The sequence below is a fragment of the Bradyrhizobium sp. BR 1433 genome, assembly GCF_051547665.1.
Taxonomy (GTDB): Bacteria; Pseudomonadota; Alphaproteobacteria; order Rhizobiales; family Xanthobacteraceae; genus Bradyrhizobium; species Bradyrhizobium australafricanum.
The window spans coordinates 3,556,191-3,579,110 of sequence record NZ_JBPUGG010000001.1 but is presented as its reverse complement, the minus strand read 5'-3'; the positions used below and the strand labels follow the sequence as shown (position 1 = coordinate 3,579,110).

The 22,920-nt window shown below is 59.8% G+C and carries 13 protein-coding genes and 7 pseudogenes; 19 read left to right on the top strand and 1 reads right to left on the bottom strand.

The genetic code is table 11. From position 1 onward, the window contains the following. The first annotated feature begins 107 nt into the window (after positions 1 to 107). The 19 genes and pseudogenes from ACSKB9_RS17520 to ACSKB9_RS17430 all read left to right on the top strand — a co-directional run. Positions 108 to 572 (top strand): DUF2840 domain-containing protein, encoded by a 465-nt coding sequence (locus ACSKB9_RS17520; RefSeq protein ID WP_438074480.1) that lies wholly within the window; start codon positions 108 to 110, stop codon positions 570 to 572. Next, entirely contained in the window at positions 569 to 1,081 is a 513-nt protein-coding gene (locus ACSKB9_RS17515) for a S26 family signal peptidase (RefSeq protein WP_438074478.1), read from the top strand. The genes ACSKB9_RS17520 and ACSKB9_RS17515 overlap by 4 nt, the downstream gene beginning before the upstream one ends. After that, entirely contained in the window at positions 1,078 to 1,971 is an 894-nt protein-coding gene (locus ACSKB9_RS17510; protein WP_438074476.1) for a lytic transglycosylase domain-containing protein, read from the top strand. Before ACSKB9_RS17515 ends, ACSKB9_RS17510 begins: the two co-directional genes overlap by 4 nt. Positions 1,972 to 2,742: 771 nt before the next feature. Next, a pseudogene (locus ACSKB9_RS17505) lies at positions 2,743 to 4,507 on the top strand (relaxase/mobilization nuclease domain-containing protein). Between the two features lie 36 nt (positions 4,508 to 4,543). After that, positions 4,544 to 6,531 (top strand): annotated as a pseudogene (locus tag ACSKB9_RS17500) (conjugal transfer protein TraG). A gap of 6 nt (positions 6,532 to 6,537) precedes the next feature. Beyond that, positions 6,538 to 6,965: pseudogene (locus ACSKB9_RS17495) on the top strand (CopG family transcriptional regulator). 131 nt (positions 6,966 to 7,096) lie between these two features. Next, complete coding sequence (locus ACSKB9_RS17490; protein ID WP_438074474.1) at positions 7,097 to 8,416, top strand: MFS transporter; 1,320 nt, start codon at positions 7,097 to 7,099, stop codon at positions 8,414 to 8,416. Positions 8,417 to 8,664: 248 nt separating this feature from the next. Beyond that, a pseudogene (gene trbB, locus ACSKB9_RS17485) lies at positions 8,665 to 9,582 on the top strand (P-type conjugative transfer ATPase TrbB). Position 9,583: 1 nt separating this feature from the next. After that, positions 9,584 to 9,910: a TrbC/VirB2 family protein gene (locus tag ACSKB9_RS17480; RefSeq protein ID WP_438074472.1), complete on the top strand. Its 327-nt coding sequence runs from the start codon at positions 9,584 to 9,586 to the stop codon at positions 9,908 to 9,910. After that, positions 9,910 to 10,173: a VirB3 family type IV secretion system protein gene (locus tag ACSKB9_RS17475; protein WP_074124995.1), complete on the top strand. Its 264-nt coding sequence runs from the start codon at positions 9,910 to 9,912 to the stop codon at positions 10,171 to 10,173. Before ACSKB9_RS17480 ends, ACSKB9_RS17475 begins: the two co-directional genes overlap by 1 nt. A gap of 10 nt (positions 10,174 to 10,183) precedes the next feature. Beyond that, positions 10,184 to 12,626, top strand: a pseudogene (trbE, locus tag ACSKB9_RS17470) (conjugal transfer protein TrbE). Next, positions 12,623 to 13,354, top strand: a complete 732-nt coding sequence (gene trbJ / locus ACSKB9_RS17465) for a P-type conjugative transfer protein TrbJ (protein WP_438074470.1) — start codon at positions 12,623 to 12,625, stop codon at positions 13,352 to 13,354. Before trbE ends, trbJ begins: the two are co-directional and overlap by 4 nt. Next, on the top strand, positions 13,351 to 13,722 hold the full coding sequence (trbK-alt, locus tag ACSKB9_RS17460) for a putative entry exclusion protein TrbK-alt (RefSeq protein ID WP_438074468.1): 372 nt from the start codon (positions 13,351 to 13,353) through the stop codon (positions 13,720 to 13,722). Before trbJ ends, trbK-alt begins: the two co-directional genes overlap by 4 nt. Next, positions 13,719 to 14,955 (top strand): annotated as a pseudogene (gene trbL, locus ACSKB9_RS17455) (P-type conjugative transfer protein TrbL). Before trbK-alt ends, trbL begins: the two are co-directional and overlap by 4 nt. Before the next feature lie 98 nt (positions 14,956 to 15,053). Continuing rightward, complete coding sequence (gene trbF, locus ACSKB9_RS17450) at positions 15,054 to 15,737, top strand: conjugal transfer protein TrbF (protein ID WP_438074466.1); 684 nt, start codon at positions 15,054 to 15,056, stop codon at positions 15,735 to 15,737. Continuing rightward, positions 15,734 to 16,768, top strand: coding sequence for a P-type conjugative transfer protein TrbG (gene trbG / locus ACSKB9_RS17445; RefSeq protein ID WP_438074465.1), 1,035 nt, complete (start codon positions 15,734 to 15,736; stop codon positions 16,766 to 16,768). The genes trbF and trbG overlap by 4 nt, the downstream gene beginning before the upstream one ends. Continuing rightward, positions 16,765 to 17,976 (top strand): TrbI/VirB10 family protein, encoded by a 1,212-nt coding sequence (locus tag ACSKB9_RS17440; protein ID WP_438074463.1) that lies wholly within the window; start codon positions 16,765 to 16,767, stop codon positions 17,974 to 17,976. The genes trbG and ACSKB9_RS17440 overlap by 4 nt, the downstream gene beginning before the upstream one ends. 4 nt (positions 17,977 to 17,980) lie before the next feature. Continuing rightward, positions 17,981 to 18,220 (top strand): DUF2274 domain-containing protein, encoded by a 240-nt coding sequence (locus ACSKB9_RS17435; protein WP_438074461.1) that lies wholly within the window; start codon positions 17,981 to 17,983, stop codon positions 18,218 to 18,220. A 1,810-nt stretch (positions 18,221 to 20,030) separates the two neighbouring features. Then, positions 20,031 to 20,264, top strand: a pseudogene (locus tag ACSKB9_RS17430) (transposase); the annotation flags it as partial. A gap of 341 nt (positions 20,265 to 20,605) precedes the next feature. Here ACSKB9_RS17430 and ACSKB9_RS17425 read toward each other — a convergent pair. Then, on the bottom strand, positions 20,606 to 22,153 hold the full coding sequence (locus ACSKB9_RS17425) for an acyl-CoA dehydrogenase family protein (protein ID WP_438074459.1): 1,548 nt from the start codon (positions 22,151 to 22,153) through the stop codon (positions 20,606 to 20,608). Between the last annotated feature and the right edge of the window lie 767 nt (positions 22,154 to 22,920).

Here is a 22,920-nt window from a genome sequence, read left to right as displayed (position 1 = left end):
GACTGCCAAAGGCAGGCCGCCTGTCCTGCTTGCCCTCAGAAGCCACACACGCTCTTCACCGAACTCCGAGCTTACGGGTCCCAGCCCCAGCCTCAGGGAACGGCAGCATGAGCGACCTTACCGAAGTAGAAGTGTTGTGGCTCGAGAAGCGTATCGAAAACCGCATTCGGTTTGGTCGCATCGTCGAGAAACGGAAGATCGATCGTCATCGGCGCGTCCTATCATTTGCACCCGGCAGCATTTTTGCTTTCGTTCGCTGGACATCTAATGACTTTGGAACTGTCATTTCGCGGATTGACATCTTGCGCGCAGTTGCACCGGGGCAGCGCTGCTCGACCGTGCCGTATGTGAAGCCCGGCGGAGAGATTTTGCTGCGACTCTCTGGCTGGCCGAAGGTCGAACGAGTGTTGCAGATGACCGATGCCATTGAGGCGATCGGCATCAATCCCGCCGATGTCGCGCCTGATCATTGGCGTCACGTTCATAACCGCCTGTCCGTCAACGAAAACCCGCGTTCCTACACGAAAGCGCGCCATCAGGCTTGGCTCCATCGTCAGAGAGTGATGCGATGAAAGGACGCCTGAAGACGCTGACTACAACGTTTGGGGCCGTTGCTGCGTTGCTCACGACAATCGCAATGGAGCCGCTTCCGCTCTACATCTGGAATGCATCGACGAGCGTGCCAATCGGTCTCTATCGCTTACGACCATCGAAAGGCTTCCATGTCACCGAGCTGGTCGCTGTTCGGCCGCCGGAGCCGCTCGCAACCTTCCTTGACCTCAACGGATATCTGCCCATTGGGGTCCCCATGCTCAAGCGCGTGCTGGCCCTCCCAGGGCAGAGCGTTTGCAGAAGTGGAATCACGATTTCGGTCGATGAAATTGCGGTCGGCGAGGCGAGGGATCGCGACGCACGCGGCCGGCCGCTGCCGAAATGGCAGGGCTGCAGCGTCGTCGGCGACGGCGAGCTCTTTCTCATGAACTGGCAGTCGGACGATTCCCTTGACGGGCGGTACTTTGGATTTCTTCCGGCATCGGCCGTGATCGGACGTGCGTTCCCAGTGTGGACATGGGAGGAATGATCGTGCGTGTTCCACGTGTCTATCCCGCAATTCCTCTGTTTAATCGATTGCGGGACCATTCCTCCGTCCCGGCCAATGTTTGCAAGGCTGACGCGCGCAGCGGCAATCCAGGGCGGCCGAATGGCCGGCGCGAAGCAGCTTTACCCTGGACGGTCGTGAGCACGACAGCGTGCTCAGCTCGGTCGGGCGTGCGTGTTTGGGCTGTCGTGCCACTTCTGCTTATTTTAACCGCGTCGCATAGTGGTGCTTTGGCTGAGAACGGGCCGGCGGCTCAAGCGATCCATCAAGTAGAGAGCCCGTTCGTCGCTTTTATGGAAGAAGCGTCACGACGCTTTGCAATCCCGGTGGCCTGGATCAGATTTGTGCTGGACAGCGAAAGTTCTGGGCAAGTGCACGCCAGATCGCCGAAAGGTGCGATGGGCCTTATGCAAGTCATGCCCGCGACTTGGGCAGAACTGCGCCTGCGCTATGACCTAGGCAACGATCCGTTCGATCCGCGCGACAACATTCTGGCCGGCACTGCATATCTGCGTGAATTGCTCAGCCGCTATGGCTCGCCTGGCGTATTTGCCGCGTACAACGCGGGACCAACTCGCTACGAGGAGTTTCTCACAGGCCATTCCCTACCTGGTGAAACGCGAGCCTACGTGATCAAGCTTGCAAGCCGCCTGGGCATCAAACTGCCTCCGACGTGGATCGCCGACCGACGGTCGCCGGCAGCGGCAATGTCGTTCATTGCACGATCCGATCTCATGCATAGGGACGATCCGCCAGCGTTCGTACCTTCGAGCGACACAACGACTGCGTTTTCGTCGCGAGATATTTTGCAGATGGGCCGCACGTCCATCGGGGTGTTTGTCGCCCGATCAGGTTCGGGAGCATCGCGGTGATCAGTCGCAGGTTGGCAAGCGGTGGCGAGCTTCAACGAACGATTGGCGAAACGGCAAGACCAGTGCGCAAACGCGACGTATGTGTCCGAGGCCTGCATATGAGGTCGGATATCGACGATCCTGATGCTCTCGCGCTGGGTATCTGCTGGCAATGCGCTACCGCACGAGCTCCTATTTCGTATGGGGAACAGCTTTGGAAGCTTTCGCGATCACTGCTTCGGCACATTCGATCACGGCACTGAACTCTGCGCTCTTCCACGTATCGACCGAATGGCCGTCATCGAACGCACTCGTCGGTAGCTTCCCGCGCTCGTGCGACCAACTCACGGAGCGCGGCAAGGGTTTCCGAGAGCAGTTTGGCATCCGCACCGTTTTGGGAAGATTGCGTCACCTCTCTATCTCCATCACATCGCGATTACGGACCGTCAGGCAGTTTCGCTACACTAGATCATCGTCACTATTGCGCCGGGTCTGATCTTGTGTGCTTCGCAAACCTCTGCTCAGGCGGCGGTAGCGCCAGGTTCTGCGCATATTCAGTTCCACGGCAGCAGTTGCTCAATTCGGCTTACGGGATGCCGGAAAGGCGGAGAGCGATCACGAACGGTCGTCGGCGAGATAAAAGGGGCTCGCCGGTCGAACCGCAAGCCATTGACATGACTTGGGTTCCGCCGTGCCGGCCGGTCGGGCGCGTGCCGCGCCTTGCATTTTGACGAATGCAATCAAAGGGTTTTTCGGCACGGCATGCGCTCTTAATTGCTGGGAGGTCCGGTCATGACCGCAGGCGACAGCGATCTGCGTGTTCGGCCCGGGCGCATCCGCAGTACGCGCGCGCCGAAGCAAAAGAGCTTCATCAACCAGGTGTTGCGCGCAGCAAAGAAAGCCGGACACACCTCGGGACAGGCCGCGGCTGGTAGGCGTTCTGTGGCCTATGGGCGCTCGACGTTTGGCCGCGGCCGGCTCGCCTTTAGTCGCTGCCGGTTGTTCAGCCCGACACGGCGCGTCGTGGTGAAAGCGCGCGTTGTTCGCCACAAGGGGCGAGCCTTCCGCTCAGCGCCACTGACCGCCCATCTCTCATATCTGAAACGCGATGGCGTGACTCGAAGCGGCGGGAGGGCCGAGATGTTCGATGCCCGCAGCGACCGTGCTGACGGCGCGGCGTTCGCGGAACGCTGCAAGGACGACCGCCATCATTTCCGTTTCATTGTCTCGCCCGAAGACGCCGGTGATATGACCGATCTCAAGGCCTTCACCCGCGATCTTGCCAAGCAGATGGAGACCGATCTCGGCACGCGGCTCGATTGGGTGGCTATCGATCATTGGAATACGGACAACCCTCATGTCCATCTTCTTGTTCGGGGCGTAGATGAGGAGGGAGCCGATCTCGTGATCTCCCGCGACTACATCAGCCGGGGTCTGCGCTCACGCGCCGAGGAACTTGCCGCCATTGAACTAGGTCCGAAACCGGAACATGAAATCCGCATTTCGCTGGAGAGGGAAGTTACGGCAGAGCGATGGACGCGGCTCGATCAGGAGATTTCGGCTGGCGGCCGACGAAACCGGCTATATCGATCTGCGTCCTGAGAATCCCGGCAGCTCCGATCCCGAGATCCGCCGCCTGATGGTCGGCCGCCTTCAGCATCTGGAGAAGACCGGCCTCGCTGCACCCGCGGCACCAGGGGAATGGATGGTCGGGCTTGAGGCTGAGCGCAGTCTGCGCGACCTCGGCATGCGCGGCGACATCATCAAGACCATGCACCGCGCCTTTACCGAGCGTGGGGAACCGCGCGGTATTGCCGACTTCGTCATCGAAAGTGGACAGCCGACGTCCCAGATCGTCGGACGGCTGGTCGATCGGGGATTGCATGACGAACTGACTGGCGAGGCCTTCGCCCTGATCGACGGAACGGATGGACGTGCACACTACGTGCGCTTCCGTGGAATTGACTCCTTCGAATATGCACCACCGACCGGTGGTATCGTCGAAGTCCGGCGCTTCGGTCCTGCTGGCGATCCGCGCCCCACCTTGGTCCTCGCGAGCCGTTCCGATCTCGATCTTGCTGAGCAGGTCGTCGCGAAAGGCGCGACCTGGCTCGACCACCGCTTGGTCGAACGCGAGCCCATGCCGCTCGCCATGGGTGGTTTTGGCCGCGAGACCCGCGACGCCATGGAAGCCCGTACCGAGCATCTGATTCAGGATGGGCTGGCACGGCGACAGGGTCAGGGCATCATCTTGCAGCGCGACCTGCTGAATACGCTCCGTCGACGCGAACTGGACGAGCTGGCAGCAAACCTCTCGGCCGACACCGGCCTGCCTCATATAAAGGCTACCTCCGGAGAGCATGTGGCGGGCGTCTATCGCCAACGCATCACGCTCGCCTCGGGTCGCTTCGCCATGGTCGATAACGGACTTGGCTTTCAGCTCGTGCCCTGGTCTCGCGAACTTGAAAAGAGGCTGGGCAAGGACGTCGCCGGCGTCGTGAAGGACGGTGGCGGTATCGAATGGAGTTTTGGTCGGAAGCGCGACCTCGGCCTCTAGCTATCTCAGCATTTTAGTTGCGGAAAGGCGTTCGGGATGTCCGGAACCAAAATCCTTTGGGGACAGGTGATCGTTGTTGGCCTGATCGTTTTGCTCGCCATCTGGGGAGCAACCGAGTGGGCGGCTTGGCGGCTCGCCTACCAACCCGAACTTGGGCGGCCCTGGTTCGAGCTATCAGGCTTCAAAGTTTATTACCCGCCCATCTTTTTCTGGTGGTGGTTCGTCTGACGATGCCTGATGCACCACAGGTCTTTGTCGAGGGTGCCTTCATCGCAGCCTCGGGAACCTTCATTTCGATCGCGGTGGCGATCGGCATGTCGGTTTGGCGAGCGCGCGAAGCCAAGAACGTCGAGACCTACGGTTCGGCGCGCTGGGCCGAACTGCGGGAGATGAGAGCGGCCGGACTTCTCGGTCCGGATGGCGTGGTGCTGGGCAAGCTCGACCGCGACTACCTCCGCCATGACGGACCAGAACACGTGTTGTGTTTTGCACCCACACGGTCGGGTAAAGGTGTCGGCCTCGTCGTTCCATCGTTGCTGGCTTGGCCTGGCTCGGCCATCGTCCACGACATCAAGGGCGAGAACTGGCAGCTGACCGCGGGCTTTCGTTCGCGGCATGGCCGCGTCCTCCTATTCGATCCCACCAACCCAAAATCTTCGGCCTATAACCCGCTGCTCGAGGTCCGGCGCGGCGAGTGGGAGGTTCGTGACGTGCAGAACGTCGCTGACGTCCTGGTCGACCCCGAAGGCTCCCTCGATAAGCGGAACCATTGGGAGAAGACCAGCCATTCGCTGACTGGTCGGCGCCATCCTCCACGTCCTCTATGCCGAGGCGGACAAGACTTTGGCAGGTGTGGCCGCCTTTCTGTCCGACCCGAAGCGGCCGATCGAGGCGACGTTGAAGGCGATGATGACCACGCTGCACCTCGGTGAGCAGGGGTCTCACCCTGTGGTCGCCTCGACTGCGCGCGAACTCCTCAATAAATCCGAGAACGAACGCTCAGGGGTCCTGTCCACGGCGATGTCGTTCCTCGGGCTCTACCGCGATCCCATTGTGGCTCGGGTGACCCGTGCTTGCGATTGGCGAATCGCGGATTTGATTGCCGACGCCAGTCCCACGACGCTTTACCTCGTAGTGCCGCCCTCCGATATCTCACGGACCAAACCATTGATCCGTCTGGTGCTGAACCAGATTGGCCGGCGCCTGACCGAGGACCTGCATGCCCGCGACCGGCGGCATCGCATCCTGATGATGCTCGACGAGTTCCCGGCGCTGGGGCGGCTTGATTTCTTCGAGTCCGCACTCGCCTTCATGGCGGGGTATGGCATCAAGAGCTTCTTGATCGCGCAATCGCTCAATCAGATCGAAAAGGCCTACGGGCCCAATAATGCGATCCTCGACAACTGCCACGTGCGCGTCAGCTTCGCGACCAATGACGAGCGGACCGCCAAGCGGGTATCCGACGCGCTGGGCACGGCGACGGAGATGCGTGCGATGAAAAACTATGCCGGTCACAGGTTGAACCCCTGGCTGGGGCACCTCATGGTCTCGCGGCAGGAGACGGCGCGGCCGCTCTGACGCCTGGCGAGGTCATGCAGCTTCCGCCGATGGACGAGATCGTCATGGTGGCGGGCACGCCACCGATGCGGGCAAAGAAGGTCCGCTACTATGAGGACCGGCGGTTCACCGAGCGTGTCTTGCCGCCGCCCGATCCGGCGGCATCCGGGCGATCATCGCGAACGGACGGATGGTCAACGCTTGGAACGCTGAAGCCGGCGCCGCTTCCAGGGGACAGGGGGCAGGGAGAGGAAGACACGGCGAACAGCGGTCTCCGTCGTGAGCCCGAACTCCCCGATCACGTCGCGATCGTCAAGGAGAAAACCGAACCGACGCCGGCAGAAGAATTTGCCGTCGTTCTTGACGATGATGAGGATGCGATTCGTCAGTCCCGGCTCATACGCCAACAGATGCGCGGTGTTGCGCGTCAGGTCGCCATGGACCCGAATGACGGTATGGAGCTCTGAGGCAGTATGCGCGACCGGATGAACGTATATTTCCCGCCAGAGCTTCTGAAACAGATCTCGGATCTGGCCGACCGCAAGAACCTTTCCAGGTCTTCGATCGTGGAAGCGGCAGTCGCTTGCTTTCTGTCGCCGGACGGCGCGGACAGGCGGGAGGCAGCCTTCACTCGGCGTCTGGACCGGCTGTCACGTCAGATGCAGAGGCTGGAGCGTGACGTCGGTCTGACGGCCGAGACTTTGGCCCTCTTCATTCGCTTCTGGTTGACGATCACGCCACCGTTACCCAATGACGCGCAGGCGGCCGCGCAGCTTAAGGGCAGGGAACGTTTTGAAGGATTTGTTGAGGCGCTCGGCCGCCGTTTGCAAAAGGGCAGAGCTTCCTGCGTGAGATTCCAGAAGAGATCGTCCGTCAGGAACCGGTCGGTGAAGCTGACTGAGGTCCTCGGCACGTTATCGCACCCGCCCCTCCCTTTCTTACGCCAGCCTACGACCGCAGCAATTTAGCCGAGCTGACGAAAAGCCGGACGCGCTATCGGCTCGCACGAGCTGAGAGCAAAAAGGGGCCAGCATGCAAATCTCAATAGCATGGCGTCGAACTGCGCGCGTTTTTCTCCCTTTTGCTGCTGGATACTATCTTTCGTACCTGTTTCGAACGATCAACGCTTTGATCGTCGGCCATCTCAGCTCGGACACCGGGCTTGGGACTGCTGACCTCGGGTTGCTGACGTCAGTCCATTTCCTCATTTTCGCGGCGGCTCAGATCCCCATCGGCATATTGTTAGACCGCTTTGGTCCGCGTCGCGTCCAGAGTGCTCTTCTTTTGCTGGCCGCGGTGGGAACCGGACTTTTTGCGGTATCGACCGGTTTCCTGTCACTTTTGATCGCGCGTGCAATGATCGGGCTTGGCGTGGCGGCATCGCTCGCAGCAGGGCTGAAGTCCATCGTTCTTTGGTTTCCCAGGGAGCGAATTGCCTTGCTTAACGGCTACATGATCATGCTGGGATCGCTAGGAGCGGTGACCGCTACGGCTCCAGTCGAACACCTACTCGCTTGGATGGGTTGGCGGCAGCTCTTTGAGATCCTGGCGGCCGCGACCGGCGCGACCGCCATCCTCATCTATGTCGTGGTTCCTGAACGAGCCATTGTCCCATCGACAGCGTCAATTCCCATCACCCTTAGCTCCGTTTTCGCCGATGGGCGTTTCTGGCGTATTGCACCGTTGTCGGCGACTTGCATTGGATCGGCTTGGTCTCTCCAGGGATTGTGGGCATCGCCGTGGCTGACAGACGTAGAGGGGCTCGATCGCGCAAATCTCGTCAGAGAGCTCTTCATAATGTCGATCGGACTTTGCGGCGGTGCCTGGCTGTTCGGCACGACGGTCCATCACATCAAACGGAGAGAAATCGGGGCGGAGACGATATTAGCGATGGTTGGAGTGCCGCTTATCGCAGCCGAGTTGGCCTTGATCCTGCGAGCGCCTCTGCCGTCCGTCCTGCCCTGGTCCGTTGTCGCAATTGTCGGAACAGCAACCGTGGTCAGCTTCGCGGTGATAGCGGATTACTTTCCGCTAGAGTTTGCCGGCCGTGCCAACGGCGCCTTGAACGTTCTGCATTTCGGTTGGGCATTTCTTGCACAATACGCAACGGGCCTTATCCTGGAGCAATGGTTCATGATCGACGGACATAGGCCCATCATCGCCTATCAAGTCGCGTTCGGTCTCAACGTGGCAGTGCAGGTCGCGGCATTGCTCTGGTTCGCGCTTCCTTGGCTCCGATGCTCCGCTTCGTGGATGAGTTCGTTTTCCTTCTTCGTGCCGGCTAACATTTCCGACGCCGTCGAGTCAGTCGGTTCGTGTGACGACTTTCGTCGTACTAATTCCTGCGGATGACGATGGGGAGTGGTGAGCCGCGACTTACGGCGAGCTATCCGATCGAGTAGGTCTCAAGTTTCAGCTCGCAAATTTTCTTTTTCTACGCCGGTCTACTGATCGCCGAAAGCGCTCGTTGCGCCAAGTCCACTGGCGCCCTTTGGAATCGTCCCCATCTGAAGGCGCTCAATCTATGGGGCCCTCGTTCGGTGGGGACAGCGGTGGCAGTTCATTCCTTTCAATCGGAAGCGAATTCGCGCGGTGCGAGAATGCTGCGTAGCGCACTTGGCGCGGCGATTGCCGGCTACCTCGAAGATGAGACGATTATCGAGGTCATGCTCAATCCAGATGGGCGGTTGTGGATTGACCGGTTGTCAAATGGCCTGATCGACACCGGCGAAACTCTGTCCGCAGCGGATGGCGAGCGCATTGTTCGCCTGGTGGCGCATCATGTCGGGGCCGAGGTGCATGCCGGCGCGCCACGGGTTTCGGCCGAATTGCCTGGCACCGGGGAGCGCTTTGAAGGTCTCTTGCCTCCGGTCGTTGCTGCACCGGCTTTTGCTATCCGCAAGCCCGCTGTCGCCGTGTTTACGCTCGACGATTATGTCGCCAAGGAGATCATGACTTCGGAGCAGGCCAAGATCCTCAAGAGCGCGGTCGCCGCACGCAAGAACATCCTCGTCGCCGGGGGGACATCGACGGGCAAGACAACGTTGACGAAACGCGCTCTCGGCCGAGGTCGCGAAGACTTCCGATCGGGTCGTGCTGATCGAAGATACTCGAGAACTCCAGTGCAAAGCGCTAAATCTCGTAGCTTTGCGAACAAAAGATGGTGTCGCCACACTATCAGGATCTCGTTCGGTCCTCGCTGCGACTACGTCCGGATCGTATCCCGATCGGCGAGGTCCGCGGCGCCGAAGCACTCGATCTGCTCAAGGCCTGGGGCACTCGGTCATCCCGGCGGCATCGGTACCATCCATGCCGGCACCGCCATCGGCGCACTGCGGCGGCTCGAGCAACTCATCCAGGAAGCCGTCATCACGGTTCCGCGTGCCCTTATCGCCGAGACCATCAACCTCGTTGCTGTGCTTGCGGGGCGCGGTGCTGACCGTCGCCTCGCTGAACTCGCCCTCGTCAAGGGACTTAGTGCTGCCGGCGACTACAGCCTTTCATCAGCAGGAGACTGACATGCGTCAGCAATTTCGAGTTCTTCAAGATACGGCTTCAGTTGCCGCGTTCGGCACGATTCTCTTGGCCGCGGCACCGGCATGGGCGGCTGGCTCGAACATGCCGTGGGAGCAGCCGCTCAATCAGATCCTGCAATCGGTAGAAGGCCCTGTCGCCAAGATCATCGCCGTCATCATCATCGTCGTGACCGGACTGACGCTCGCGTTCGGAGATTCGTCGGGTGGTTTCCGCAGACTGATCCAGATCGTGTTCGGTCTGTCGATTGCGTTCGCTGCCTCGAGCTTCTTCCTATCGTTCTTCTCCTTCGGTGGCGGCGTGGTGATTTGATGGATGAACCTGTGGTCGGCTTCGTTGTGCCCGTTCACCGTGCTCTGACCGAACCAATCCTGATGGGTGGAGCACCCCGGGCGGTCGCGATCGTCAACGGTACGCTTGCCGCGGCCCTTGGTCTTGGATTGCGGCTTTGGATCGCGGGCCTCGTCCTCTGGTTCCTCGGCCATATGGCCGCCGTCTGGGCCGCCAAGCGCGATTCAGCCTTTGTCGATGTGGTGCGCCGACATCTGCGCATTCCCGGTCATCTCAACGCCTGAGCCCTTGGTCATGATGAATCTCGCCGAATATCGCCATTCCAATGCCCGGCTCGCCGACTTCCTACCTTGGGCAGCCCTCGTCGACGAGGGAATTATCTTGAACAAGGATGGCTCGTTCCAGCGGACAGCAAAGTTCCGTGGGCCTGACCTCGACAGCGCCGTGCCGGCTGAACTCGTCGCCGTCGCCGGCCGTTTGAACAATGCTTTGCGGCGGCTAGGCTCAGGCTGGGCGGTGTTCGTTGAGGCGCAGCGCCACTTTGCGGGTGCGTACCCGCCGAACACCTTTCCGGATGTCGCCTCAGCGCTGGTCGATGCCGAACGCAAAGCTCAGTTCGAAGAGGCGGGCGCCCACCATGAGTCCAGCTATTTCCTGACCTTCCTCTATCGACCGCCTGAGGAGGGGGCCGCGAGAGCAGAAAGATTGCTTTATGAGGGCGGCGATCGCGCCGTTGGAGCCGACGCGCGCGAGCTGCTTCGTGGATTTGTCGATCAGACCGAATCGTGTGCTGCAGCTCGTTGAAGGGTTCATGCCCGAATGCGCATGGCTTGATGACCAGGACACGTCGACCTACCTGCACTCAACGATTTCGACCAAGCGTCATCGCGTTCGAGTGCCGGAAATCCCCATGTACATCGATGCGGTGTTGGCCGATCAGCCGCTGACCGGCGGGCTCGAGCCGATGCTGGGGTCAGCCAACGTCCGGGTTCTGACGATCGTTGGCTTTCCGGGCGCGACGACGCCGGGGATTCTGGACGACCTGAATCGCCTCGCATTCTCGTATCGCTGGTCGACCCGCGCGATCATGCTCGACAAGACTGATGCCACGAAGCTGCTGACCAAGATTCGCCGCCAATGGTTCGCCAAGAGAAAGTCGATCGGTGCCATTCTCAAGGAGGTCATGACCAACGAGGCGTCGACGCTGCTTGATACCGACGCTCACAACAAGGCGCTGGACGCCGATGCGGCGTTGCAGGAACTCGGTTCGGATCAGATTGGGCAAGCCTTCGTCACAGCGACCATCACCGTGTGGGACGGCAATCCCCATGCTGCCGATGAAAAGCTCCGCCTGGTCGAGAAGGTCATTCAGGGCCGCGATTTTACCTGCATGATCGAGACGGTGAACGCCGTGGAAGCCTGGCTCGGCAGTCTACCCGGCCATGTCTACGCCAATGTGCGGCAGCCGCCGATTTCGACCCTCAACCTCGCCCATATGATTCCGATGTCGGCCGTATGGGCGGGCGAGACGAGGGATTTGCACTTCAAGGGGCCGCCCCTCCTGTTCGGCAAGACCGAGGGATCGACCCCGTTCCGATTCTCCCTCCACGTCGGCGATGTCGGCCATACCCTCGTGGTGGGACCGACGGGCGCTGGTAAATCCGTGTTGCTGGCGCTGATGGCGCTCCAGTTCCGCCGCTACCCGGATGCTCAGGTCTTTGCGTTCGATTTTGGCGGCTCGATCCGGGCGGCCGCGCTCGCCATGGGCGGCGACTGGCATGATCTCGGCGGTGCATTGTCCGATGGCGGCGACCAACCCGTTGCGTTGCAGCCGCTGGCCTGGATCGACGACCCTTCCGAGCGGGGATGGGCCACGGAATGGATCGGCGCGATCCTTGCACGCGAAAAGATCGAGATCACCCCGGAGGTCAAGGATCATCTGTGGTCGGCTCTGACGTCGCTCGCCTCGGCGCCCATGCAGGAGCGCACCCTGACGGGCCTGTCGGTCCTGCTGCAATCGAACTCCCTGAAACGTGCGCTGCAACCCTATTGCCTGGGCGGTCCGTCCGGACACCTGCTTGATGCCGAACACGAGCGCCTCGGCGAGGCCTCGGTCCAGGCGTTTGAAACTGAAGGGTTGATCGGAACGAGCGCGGCCCCGGCCGTGCTGGCTTACTTGTTCCATCGTATTGGGGACCGCCTCGACGGCCGGCCGACCCTCTTGATTGTCGATGAAGGCTGGCTTGCGCTCGACGACGAGGATTTTGCGGGCCAACTCCGCGAATGGTTGAAGACCCTTCGGAAGAAGAACGCATCCGTCATTTTCGCCACCCAGTCGCTTTCGGACATTGACGGCTCGGCGATCGCGCCGGCGATCATCGAAAGCTGTCCGACGCGCCTGTTGCTGCCGAACGAACGGGCGATCGAGCCGCAGATTACCGCCATCTATCGCCGCTTTCGGCCTCAACGACCGGCAGATCGAGCTTCTGAGCCGGGCAACCCCGAAGCGCGACTACTACTGTCAATCGCGCCGCGGCAACCGCCTGTTCGAACTTGGCCTTGGTGATGTCGCGCTCGCATTCACGGCCGCCTCTTCCAAGACAGACCAGGCTGCAATCGCGCAGCTTCTCGCCGAACATGGACCTGACGGGTTCGTGCCGGCCTGGCTCCAGCACCGGGCGTCGCCTGGGCCGTAGACTTGATCCCCAATCTTGCAAATCTGGAGAAATCGCTATGAGACGTCTTGGCCTATTGGCAGCCGCTGGCACCATTGCGCTGGTGCTTGGCGTCTCGGTGCCCGCACAGGCGCTCATCGTCTTTGATCCCAACAACTTCGTTCAGAATGTCCTGACCGCCGCGCGGGAGCTCCAGCAGATCAACAACCAGGTCACCTCGTTGCAGAACGAGACGCAGATGTTGATCAACCAGGCAAGGAATCTGGCAAACCTACCGTATTCATCGCTGCAGCAACTGCAATCGTCGATCCAGCGGACCCAGCAATTGCTGAGTCAAGCCCAGCGGATCGCCTACGACGTTCAGCAGATCGATCGCGCGTTCTCGACAAGCTACGCGCCGGTTACCGGAAGCCAGTCCAGCCAATTGCTGATCACAAACGCTCAATCGCGGTGGCAAAATACTTACGCAGCAACGCAAGACGCGCTCCGGGTCCAGGCTGGCATCGTTGGCAACCTCGATACCAATCGCATCCAAACCTCCGCGCTCGTCAGCTCAAGCCAAGGCGCCAGCGGTGCCTTGCAGGCAACGCAGGCCGGCAATCAAATTCTCGCGCTGAGCGCGCAGCAGCTCGCCGACCTCACCGCAGTCATAACCGCACAAAGTCGGGCGCAGAGCTCTGAAGCGGCGCAACGCGCCGCGGCCCAAGACCAGGGCCGAGAGCAGCTCCGACGGTTCTTGATGCCGGGCCAGGGCTATCAATCGCAAGACGTGCGGATGTTCCATCAATGACCGACGTAAACGCATTCAAGGCCTTGTCGCTGCTTACGACAATCGGCGTATTGGTCGTCGCTGCCTGCACGATTCAGCTTCGCGGTGGCGACGATTCTCCGCCACTGCCGGAGATAGCGCAGACGACAGGTGCAACCAGTTCCGACCTGGTACGCTGCCGCGGTGTCACCTCCGAGGAAACGTCGGGTTACCGGCATTGTAAGCAGGTTTGGGACGAAAACCGGCGTCGTTTCTTTGGCAGGAGGGATGGCGCCGCAGTTGCTGGCCAGGATGATTCCGCCGCGAATTTAGCGCCCGCCCCAAAGGATCAGAGCCGCTTCGTGCATGGATATCCGCCCCTGGCAACACCTGAGGCGAGCAAGCCATGACTGGTACCGGGATTATCGACCAGTTCCTGGAAACGTTTACGCGCTATATCGATAACGGCTTCGGGCTGCTGGGTAGCGATGTCGGATATCTCGCGACGACCCTTGCCGCAATCGACATTACGCTCGCCGCATTGTTCTGGAGTTGGGGAACGGACGAAGACATTATCGCGCGCCTCGTCAAGAAGACGCTCTTCGTCGGCGTCTTTGCCTACCTCATCGGCAATTGGAATAGCCTAGCACGCATCGTCTTCGAAAGCTTTGCCGGTCTTGGGCTGAAAGCGTCCGGCTCGAGCTTATCTGCGTCGGATTTTCTGCGACCAGGGAAGATCGCTCAAGTCGGCCTCGACGCCGGCCGACCGTTGCTCGATTTCGATCTCGAACCTGATGGGTTACATCAGTTTCTTCGAGAATTTCGTCCAGATCGTCGTTCTCCTGTTCGCCTGGGTCGTGGTGCTGCTCGCCTTCTTCATTCTGGCGGTCCAGCTCTTCGTGACCCTGATAGAGTTCAAACTGACGACGCTGGCGGGCTTCGTGCTCATTCCTTTCGGCTTGTTTGGCAAGACCGCGTTCGCGGCGGAGCGGGTGCTGGGCAATGTCATGTCATCTGGAATCAAGGTCCTGGTTCTGGCCGTCATCCTCGGCATTGGTTCTACCCTGTTCTCTCAGTTCACCTCTGGCTTTGCTGGCGGCCAGCCGACGATCGAAGACGCGATGACGCTGGTCCTTGCGGCGCTCTCATTGCTCGGCCTCGGTATCTTCGGTCCGGGAATCGCAAACGGCCTGGTCTCTGGCGGACCGCAACTCGGCGCCGGTGCCGCGGCCGGTACGGGACTTGCCGCTGGCGGTGTCGTTGCTGCGGGTGGAGGCCTCGCCGCGGGCGGTGCTAGTCTCGCTGGCGGCGCGATTGCAGGCGCCGCGCGCGGTGGCGGTGCCGTCTTGAGTGGAGCATCCGCGGCCTATCGAAGTGGCGGCCTTGCTGGCGTCGCGGAGGCGGGCGCTTCGGCGGCCATGGGCCCGTTGCGTCGTGCAGCGGCAACGCTCGGCGGCGGTGGCCAAGCGGGCGAGCAAGCAGCAAGCACTTCGGCAGAAGGGAAAGCGCAGCCCGATTGGGCGCGGCGCATGAAAAGTGCCCATACCATTCGGCATAGTGCGTCGACAGCCGGCCGCGCGGTCCGCTCTGGCGACCACGCTGGCAGCGGCTCCTCCGTGGACTTGTCCGAAGGAGAGCGCTGACACGCGGTATGCGCCTTACCACACACCGCGGGCCGATGCCTCAATCCGGACACCGCACGACCCGTAACCGATCACTTGATCTCAAGGGGCAGTTATCGATGTTCAAACGACCATCCGTTCACTACGGGCGCATGCCCACGCCGATCACGCCTTACCAAAAGGCTGCGCAGGTTTGGGACGAACGCATTGGGTCTGCCCGCGTGCAGGCCAAAAACTGGCGCTTGATGGCGTTCGGCTGTTTGATGCTGTCCGCCGGCCTTGCCGGAGGCCTAGTCTGGCATTCCAGCCGAGGATCGATCACGCCTTGGGTGGTTGAAGTCGATCATCTTGGTCAGGCCCAGAGGGTTGCGCCCGCCAACATTGACTATCAGCCCACCGACGCGCAGATCGCCTATCACCTCGCGCGGTTTATCGAGGATGTCAGAGGCCTGCCCTCGGACGGTATTGTTCTGCGCCAGAACTGGCTTCGGGCCTACGATTTTACGACCGATCGTGGGGCGGCAGCGCTCAATGACTATGCGCGCAACAATGACCCCTTTGCCAAGTTGGGCAAGGTGCAGATCTCCGTGGACGTCTCAAGCGTCATTCGCGCGTCGTCTGAAAGCTTTCGGATCGCATGGATCCAACGCATCTACGACAACGGCTCGTTGAGTTCGACCGAGCGCTGGACTGCAATTCTCACGATCGTGATCGAGACGCCGCGCGACGCCGAGCGCCTGCGCAAGAATCCGCTCGGCATCTACGTCCACGCCATTAACTGGTCAAAGGAGTTGAGTCAGTGACCAAGACGCCGTCCACCGCTCATTCGAAGCGTCCTATCCTGCTCAGCAGGCCCAATTCGCCTTGGTCCGAATTCGTGACCTCGAATCGCGCAATTCTGTCCACGCTCCTGCTTTGTTCATCAGCGCTCGGCGGGTGTGCAACCTACATTCCGCCGCAGATCGGTTATGACGCGGAAGTCCCTCCGTTGCCTGCGTCTCCAGCGCCTCTCGATGAGACATCGCGACCGCTTCACGTTCCACCGCTCTGGAAGCCGGCGCTCGGCGGCAAGTCGGGAGAAAAAGAAGAGCCCGAAGCTGTGAGCCGGGTTGAGACGGCAAACAGCGCGGCCCGCGTCGAACCGCGCAGGCGGGGGTATTTCAATGCAGCGCAAATCTACGCTTACAGTCCCGGGGCACTTTATCAGATTTACGCCGCACCGGGGCAGATCACGGATATTGCGCTCGAGGAAGGAGAGCAGTTGACCGGATCCGGACCGATCGCGGCTGGCGACACCGTCCGCTGGGTCGTGGGCGATACTGAGAGCGGGAATGGCGATACACGGCGGGTCCATATCCTGGTCAAGCCGACCCGCGCATCGATCGAAACCAATCTTGTCATCAATACCGACCGGCGCACCTACCTGATAGAGCTTCGCTCCCGTGAGCGACCATACATGCCATCCGTCGCCTGGTACTATCCGGAAACCGTGCGCGAACGATCGCGTTCAGTTGCCCTGAGACCCGTTCTTCCGGATCAGGCGCACCGCATCACCCGCTACGCGATTGAAGGGGATAGCGCGCCCTGGCGACCGGTCGCTGCATATGACGATGGCCGCAAGGTCTATGTCGAATTCCCGCAGGGAATCGTGCAAGGCGAGATGCCGCCGCTCTTCGTCATCGGACCTGACGGCAAGACCGAACTCGTCAATTATCGCGCCTACGGCAACGTGTTGATTGTCGACCGGCTGTTTGCAGCGGCCGAACTCCGGCTCGGCGGCGAGCATCCGCAGAAGGTCAGAATTGTTAGGACTGACGGGAGGCCGTCGTCATGAATACCTCGAATGGAAACGAACACGAACGAGCCATTCCGCCGCAGGCACAAGACCAGCAATCCAGCAGCTTTCGGTTGAGGGCAGAGCGTCCGCGTGTGACGCGGTTGTCCCGGAAAGTCCTGGCGGGAGGGAGTGCTATTGCATTGCTTGTTATCGGCGGAGCCGTCTTGTGGTCACTGCAGAATAATCGTCCTCGAAACCAAGCGGCCGATGAGCTCTACAGCACCGATCATCACAACGTTGCCGACGGCATTACCACGCTGCCGAAGGACTACACCGGCGTTCCACATCAACCGATACCGCAGCTTGGTCCGCCGCTTCCTGGCGACCTCGGTCGACCGATCCTCGCGGCTCAGGGTCAGTCGCCGACGATCGGCGGTGATCCGGACCAACAGCGCCGGGACCAGGAGACCGAAGCAGCCCGTATCAGCCATTTATTTGCTTCGAGCAGCGGGAGAGAAATGCGGCCGACCTCAGCCACGGCTCCGGGAAGCGACCGTGTCCTGCCCCCGAGCTCAACCAGCTCCAGCGGCGACGGATCTGCGCAGAACGGTCAAGATACGAAACTCGCTTTCGTGAACGCATCCGTAGATCGTCGCACAGTGAGTCCTGACCGCATCACTAAGCCAGCTTCGCCGTATCTGTTGCAGGCCGGCACTGTGATTCCCGGTGCACTGATCACGGGAATCAGATCGGACCTTCCAGGTCAGGTCACGGCGCAGGTGACAGAGAATCTCTACGATACTCCCACCGGACGGTTCTTGCTTGTGCCCCAGGGGGCCCGCTTGATCGGCATCTATGACAGCCAGGTCACCTTCGGCCAGTCCCGCGTGCTACTGGTTTGGACCCGTCTGATCATGCCCAACGGTCGCTCGACCGTACTAGAGCGACAGCCTGGTGCGGACAACGCGGGTTATGCAGGTCTAGAAGACCAAGTCGACAATCATTGGGGCGAGTTGTTTAAGGCAGCCGCCCTATCGACCTTTCTTGCTGTCGGAACAGAGCTTGGCTCCGGCTCCGACACGAACAGCAACGACAGCGCAATTATCCAGGCGCTGCGGCACGGTGCAGGGGATTCGTTGAACCAAACTGGCCAGCAAGTCGTGCGGCGCAGTCTCAACATCCAGCCGACATTGACCATCCGTCCAGGTTTTCCGGTTCGGGTGATTGTCAACCGCGATCTTCAGCTCGAACCATACAAAGGATGATGCCGTGCCAAAGCTTAGAATCTCGGGAGTTCCCAGTGACAGGGCAGTCAGAGTAACTGCCGAACTGCCGGCGGCGGTTCATCGCGATCTTCTCGCGTACGCGGAAGCGCTTGCGCATGAGACCGGTCAGGCGATTGATCCACTTAAACTGATTGCGCCGATGCTGGGGCGTTTTATGGCCACTGATCGTGGCTTCACGAAACTGAGACGTCTATCTCAGGCACGCGATACGGGCGTTGGATAGCGTTCGGTTAGCAAGTCAATAAAATCGAGCATCGTCCTCGTTCTCTGCTCTCCAGCAAGCGAACTAGTTATTCGACTGGAGCCTGTCTCATCGGCAGCTCACGATAGACAAGTCCGGTGAAACTCGCTTCGGTGTCTAATCATAATCAAGCCGACCTCGAATCCTTGCTGTCGAGCCCTTTGATGGTGTCGCAGTTGATATCATGCCGTTAGAGCCGTCGACGGTCTCCTGGAAGCGACGTCAAGAGATACTCAAGCGACGATTTGTCACCAATTCGGGGTACCCTTGAAGACCCTCTTGATGCATATCGCGCGAAGTCGATAGTCGGATCGGCAAAGGCACTGGCGCGTGCGGGAAAGATCGTATTGCGTTGGAGATCGGGAGATGGAGAGGGCCGGAGTAGGCGGCGCCATGATCGTGGCCAATGAGGACGTTGCCAAGATCGAGAAATAGCCCGCCGATCGTCCCTCTCCGAACTTGAAAAGCATGCAGTCTCCACCCTGCACGTATCGCAATGTATCGCTCAGGGAGCGAGAACGCTGGGCGTCCGATTGCGAGCATGGCAGGCGCGATGTCGTTCTCGCGCGAACCCGCCGAGAGCGCGACACGTTTTATTGTTCCTCCCCCCGTCGCGTTTCCTAGAAGCTTATCTGCCAAGCGCGGGTCTTGCGATGATCCGAGGACACATCAAAGACATTTATGGGGTCATCAGTCGAGCGAGAGCGAATACGAACGAGGGTTCGTCGACTGCCATGGACCTATAGATAATCGGGCGAAGCCCTCCGGACGGCACCCGGTTTCACGCCGCGGGCGGCGTCCATTGCATTGACACCGACAATTTTGGTCGGCTCCGCCATCGCCGCGCACCGCATTCCGTTTCTCTGGCTCCTACGAACGATTAGCTCCGCATTTTGCGTGAGTCTCGATCGGTCCACGAAACCTTCAGAGAAGAAGTGTAGAAGGCTCGCTATGACCAACGTTGAGGGATCACGGGATGTATTTCGTTGCACTTGCTTCGGTTACGGCAGCCGGCGTTATGCTGTCTTATGGTGAATTGTCGCAAGAGATATCGAGAGGGCAATTTTCTGCCGTCTGACTGTTCGTACACCGCGCGGAGCCCGAGGCCTCCGCAGGGAGGGCAGCGGTAGCGCTTAGCTCTTCGAGGGTGAACTCCTCCCTCAAATCGAAAAAGTCATCGAACGGAAACGTTCTTACGAATAGTGCTGAAGCCGGGGACGTGTATGGTATTCAACCCAAACGCTAAAATTGTTTACATGGTCACGTGCATATATTGGCTCGGCGTTCACCCAACCAGATTCTGTCCCGCCAGCACAGGCAGATGATTAGAGTTGTGAGATTGAGGGGCACTCAAATGGTCGACTCCGAATTGGCTGCCGTATTGCGTGCGGTCCTGGATGAGGTTTGTGAAGGTGTATCCCGTCACGAAATCGGCATCCGAACCCACGTCGCGTGTAAACTCCTCGAAGCAGGCGCGCGTGGAGAGACATCGGTCGATGTCCTCAGGCAAATCGGCCAAGCGGCGTTGACCGGAGCGCCCACGATGTGGCGGTAGCAAGTGGTTCTGATCGACCCGTCTTCCGAGACGTGGGTACAACGGCGTGTGGGCAACAAGGTGCTTTTGTACATTCTGTACAGAACGTTCGCCGCAAATCAGATCTCAATTCGGCCAGCTGGGCGCTTTCCTCGCCGAGATGAGAGGGACCGTGAAACAGTGTGGATCTTAAGGAGTCCTTTTAGGCGCAAATTAGATTCAAGACGCTTCCTTTTTGATGAGACGGCCTCGGGTGTGATGGACCGTTTGGTGTTGAGCGACGCGGCTTGGAAGCGAATGGCGCCGCTGATCATACGCCGGCCGGACCAGAACGGATCGACCGATCGGGATACGAATGTTCGTGGAAGGCGTTCTTTTGATCGCGCGTACCGCTTTCCTTGACCCGATCTTCCTGATGCCTTCTGAGACCGGAACACCGTGTTCCGGCGCTTGAGCCAATGGAGCATCAGGTCGTTTGATGCGGACACAGACGCTCGCAGAAAGAACCATGACCCGGCAGTGGTCACTTTTGTCTATCGGGGTTCTGGCCGTGCCGGCGATTGAAGGGTGGTCGACTAGATCGTCGTTGGCTGGCTCATATTCACTAGAGCAATCACTCCATCGACAACCGCTCTTGATCACATGGAAGTTGCCGCTAATCACACGCACTTCCTTGCCGGACGTCGATCGGCAAATAGGACTTGATCCGCCGCTACTGATCGTCGTTCAGCCTGAACGGGTGTATTGTATCGCCGTTGCCCGAAGCGCACCGCAGAGGAATCAGCAAGCGATCAGCCGTCAATGATCTTTCTGCGTATCGACCTAGCAAGATGTTATACATACTGCACCAATTTGAGGTGATCGTCTGTGAGGACAGGTGCACCGATGGAAGAAACTGCATCTTGGAGGAAGGCATTCAGAACCCGGCTGGCGCGAATGCGGCCCTCGAAAGATTGCCGTGTCGGCGCGCGAGTGCGGAGAGTTGCTAACTCGGAACTGACTAGGTCAGCTGCTGCTGTGGCACAATCTGAAGGGAAGAAGCCATCAGCTGACATGATAGCTTGTGCCAGTCCTAGCGTGGTGAGCCAACCCGCATAGATTAGCACGGCGCCGTCTGTCTCGTTCAGTCCGGAAAGTTCCTCCATCATAGCGGCATGGATTTGCGCCGCACCAAGAGACAGAAAAAGATCGGCTATCTCGTCACGTGTGGCTCTAGAGAGAAGGCAGCGGCCGAGATGCGACAGAAGCGCCTCGGTCGGACCTTCGAAGATGCGTAGAATGCGAGCGTCTCGATAGATTTTAGCCACCGGTGTTCCCTCATCGTAACCACGGCCGCCTAACAGTTGGACGCACTGATCTGCGACGACGCCGCACCATTCCGACGACAAAACCTTCGTTGCCGAAGCAAGGTGGACGTTGGGTGCGCCCTGCGCTGAGACAATTCGGCAGGATGCACCCAGCATTGCCTTCACGACTTCCCGCCGGAGTACCATCTGCTCCAATAGCTGCGCGATATAGCTGTTCTCAATCATGCGCAGCTTGCCTAATCGACGATGGTTTGCATATGAGGCTGCGACCTGGAGAGCGCGCTCAAGGGCTCCAAGGCCCATGGCAGCCACACCGATACGCCCGCGGTTCATACTCAGATGTTGCTGCCCCCAGCCGTCTTGATCGCGAGATAGCACGTAAGCACTCGGCACCTCGACATCCTGAAACTCCAGGGTATTTTGAATGATGCCGCGTAGACCGAGGGTGCGATGCTCGTGTGTGACCTTTAGGCCCGGAGCCTGTCTATCAACTAGTACGGCAACGAGCCGACCTTTCGCATCGGGACCAGAGGCTCGCGCAAAGCAAACGATCCAACGAGCCCAATCGGCGAGGCCGATCCAAATTTTGCGACCAGAGATGCGAACTCTATCTTCGTGCATGAAAGCCGAGGCCTCGATATGCCGCGGGGCAGAACCAGCTTGAGGCTCTGTCAACGCGAATGCGCAAAGGTCGCCGCGTGTTGCACAGGACATGACGTGCCTCTGTTCAGGGATGTGCGGCGCCGCCTCGATGCAGGGCAATGCCAAGAAGTTATGAATGACGAGGGTAGAGGCAGCCGAGACGTCGAAGGATGCAGTAGCGGAGATGAGGTCGATGGCCTCTTGCAAGGGAAGAGCTATTCCGCCGTGCTCTGCTGGTGTAGTGAGCCCGAACAGTCCATGCCTTGCGAACATGCTGTGTAGTGTCGGAGGGAATGCTCGACGGTCATCCGCGTCTGCGAAATTCAACTGACTCAAATCATCGATCAAACTGGAATATAGACTAGGTGCGCGACGACCGTGCGGTGCGCGTTCCTTTGCTTCCCCGAATAGGCAGTGAACTTGAGTGGACATGGCCTCCCTCGACTATCTAGATAGTATAAGGCCATATGATTGCGCCCGCGATCGTGCCAGTCATCCTCGGGGATAACTCGATTACACACCGGTATAGCTCGATTGCGAGCGCAGCGTAAGGTGCCCGTCCGAGGTTAGCCGCACAACGGTTCCGGGCGCATGAGCGAGGGACTATGGTCGCTGAGACGTTCAGGCGGCTGCGACGGGCTTCTTATCGGAGGGGTTTCAACCGCACGCAGGCGTTTTCCATTCCTGGCGAGGCTACTCTGCAGGCGGAACGCAGGCAGATCGGCGATGGGCGAGGCATCGGTGGCCCTGGCTTGCGGGTCAACGTCGTTCAAGTGTGCGGTGGTGAGACGCGTCAGCAATAGCAGTGCGCTCCGCCGCGCTGAGGCAAAAGTTCAGTTGTGTCTTCCAACAGCGATGCCGCGGATGTTCGTTCCCCAGCGTTTATCGTTGCTGGTCAGGCAGAGTCTGCCGTCTTCAAGGAGGTTGGCGAAGTCCCGGCCCGGTGGTTGACATCTAGTCGAACAGCTCGCGAACCTCAGAGGACCGCGAGAGCGCGGCGCGTCGAATGCCGGACCATTCGTGCAACTTCCTTTCATCTGCAAACCTTAGTATAGGTTTTGCAACCCGTTCTATATCGCCTGCTTACCTCTGTAGAGTTGAGCCACCCGTCTGGTTTTTGTACTTTCAGAGTCGAGGCTAGATCTCCGAAGGTCGTCAGTGATCGGCAAAAGCCTAAGCTAACTTGATTTTGTTGCGAG

Bases quoted from the DNA above. Each gene is read 5' to 3' on its own strand.
- trbF (WP_438074466.1), top strand. From the start codon at position 15,054: ATGTTCAAACGACCATCCGTTCACTACGGGCGCATGCCCACGCCGATC.
- ACSKB9_RS17490 (WP_438074474.1), top strand. From the start codon at position 7,097: ATGCAAATCTCAATAGCATGGCGTCGAACTGCGCGCGTTTTTCTCCCT.
- ACSKB9_RS17510 (WP_438074476.1), top strand. From the start codon at position 1,078: ATGATCGTGCGTGTTCCACGTGTCTATCCCGCAATTCCTCTGTTTAAT.
- ACSKB9_RS17475 (WP_074124995.1), top strand. From the start codon at position 9,910: ATGGATGAACCTGTGGTCGGCTTCGTTGTGCCCGTTCACCGTGCTCTG.
- ACSKB9_RS17480 (WP_438074472.1), top strand. From the start codon at position 9,584: ATGCGTCAGCAATTTCGAGTTCTTCAAGATACGGCTTCAGTTGCCGCG.
- ACSKB9_RS17520 (WP_438074480.1), top strand. From the start codon at position 108: ATGAGCGACCTTACCGAAGTAGAAGTGTTGTGGCTCGAGAAGCGTATC.
- trbK-alt (WP_438074468.1), top strand. From the start codon at position 13,351: ATGACCGACGTAAACGCATTCAAGGCCTTGTCGCTGCTTACGACAATC.
- ACSKB9_RS17440 (WP_438074463.1), top strand. From the start codon at position 16,765: ATGAATACCTCGAATGGAAACGAACACGAACGAGCCATTCCGCCGCAG.
- trbJ (WP_438074470.1), top strand. From the start codon at position 12,623: ATGAGACGTCTTGGCCTATTGGCAGCCGCTGGCACCATTGCGCTGGTG.
- ACSKB9_RS17515 (WP_438074478.1), top strand. From the start codon at position 569: ATGAAAGGACGCCTGAAGACGCTGACTACAACGTTTGGGGCCGTTGCT.
- ACSKB9_RS17425 (WP_438074459.1), bottom strand. From the start codon at position 22,153: ATGTCCACTCAAGTTCACTGCCTATTCGGGGAAGCAAAGGAACGCGCA.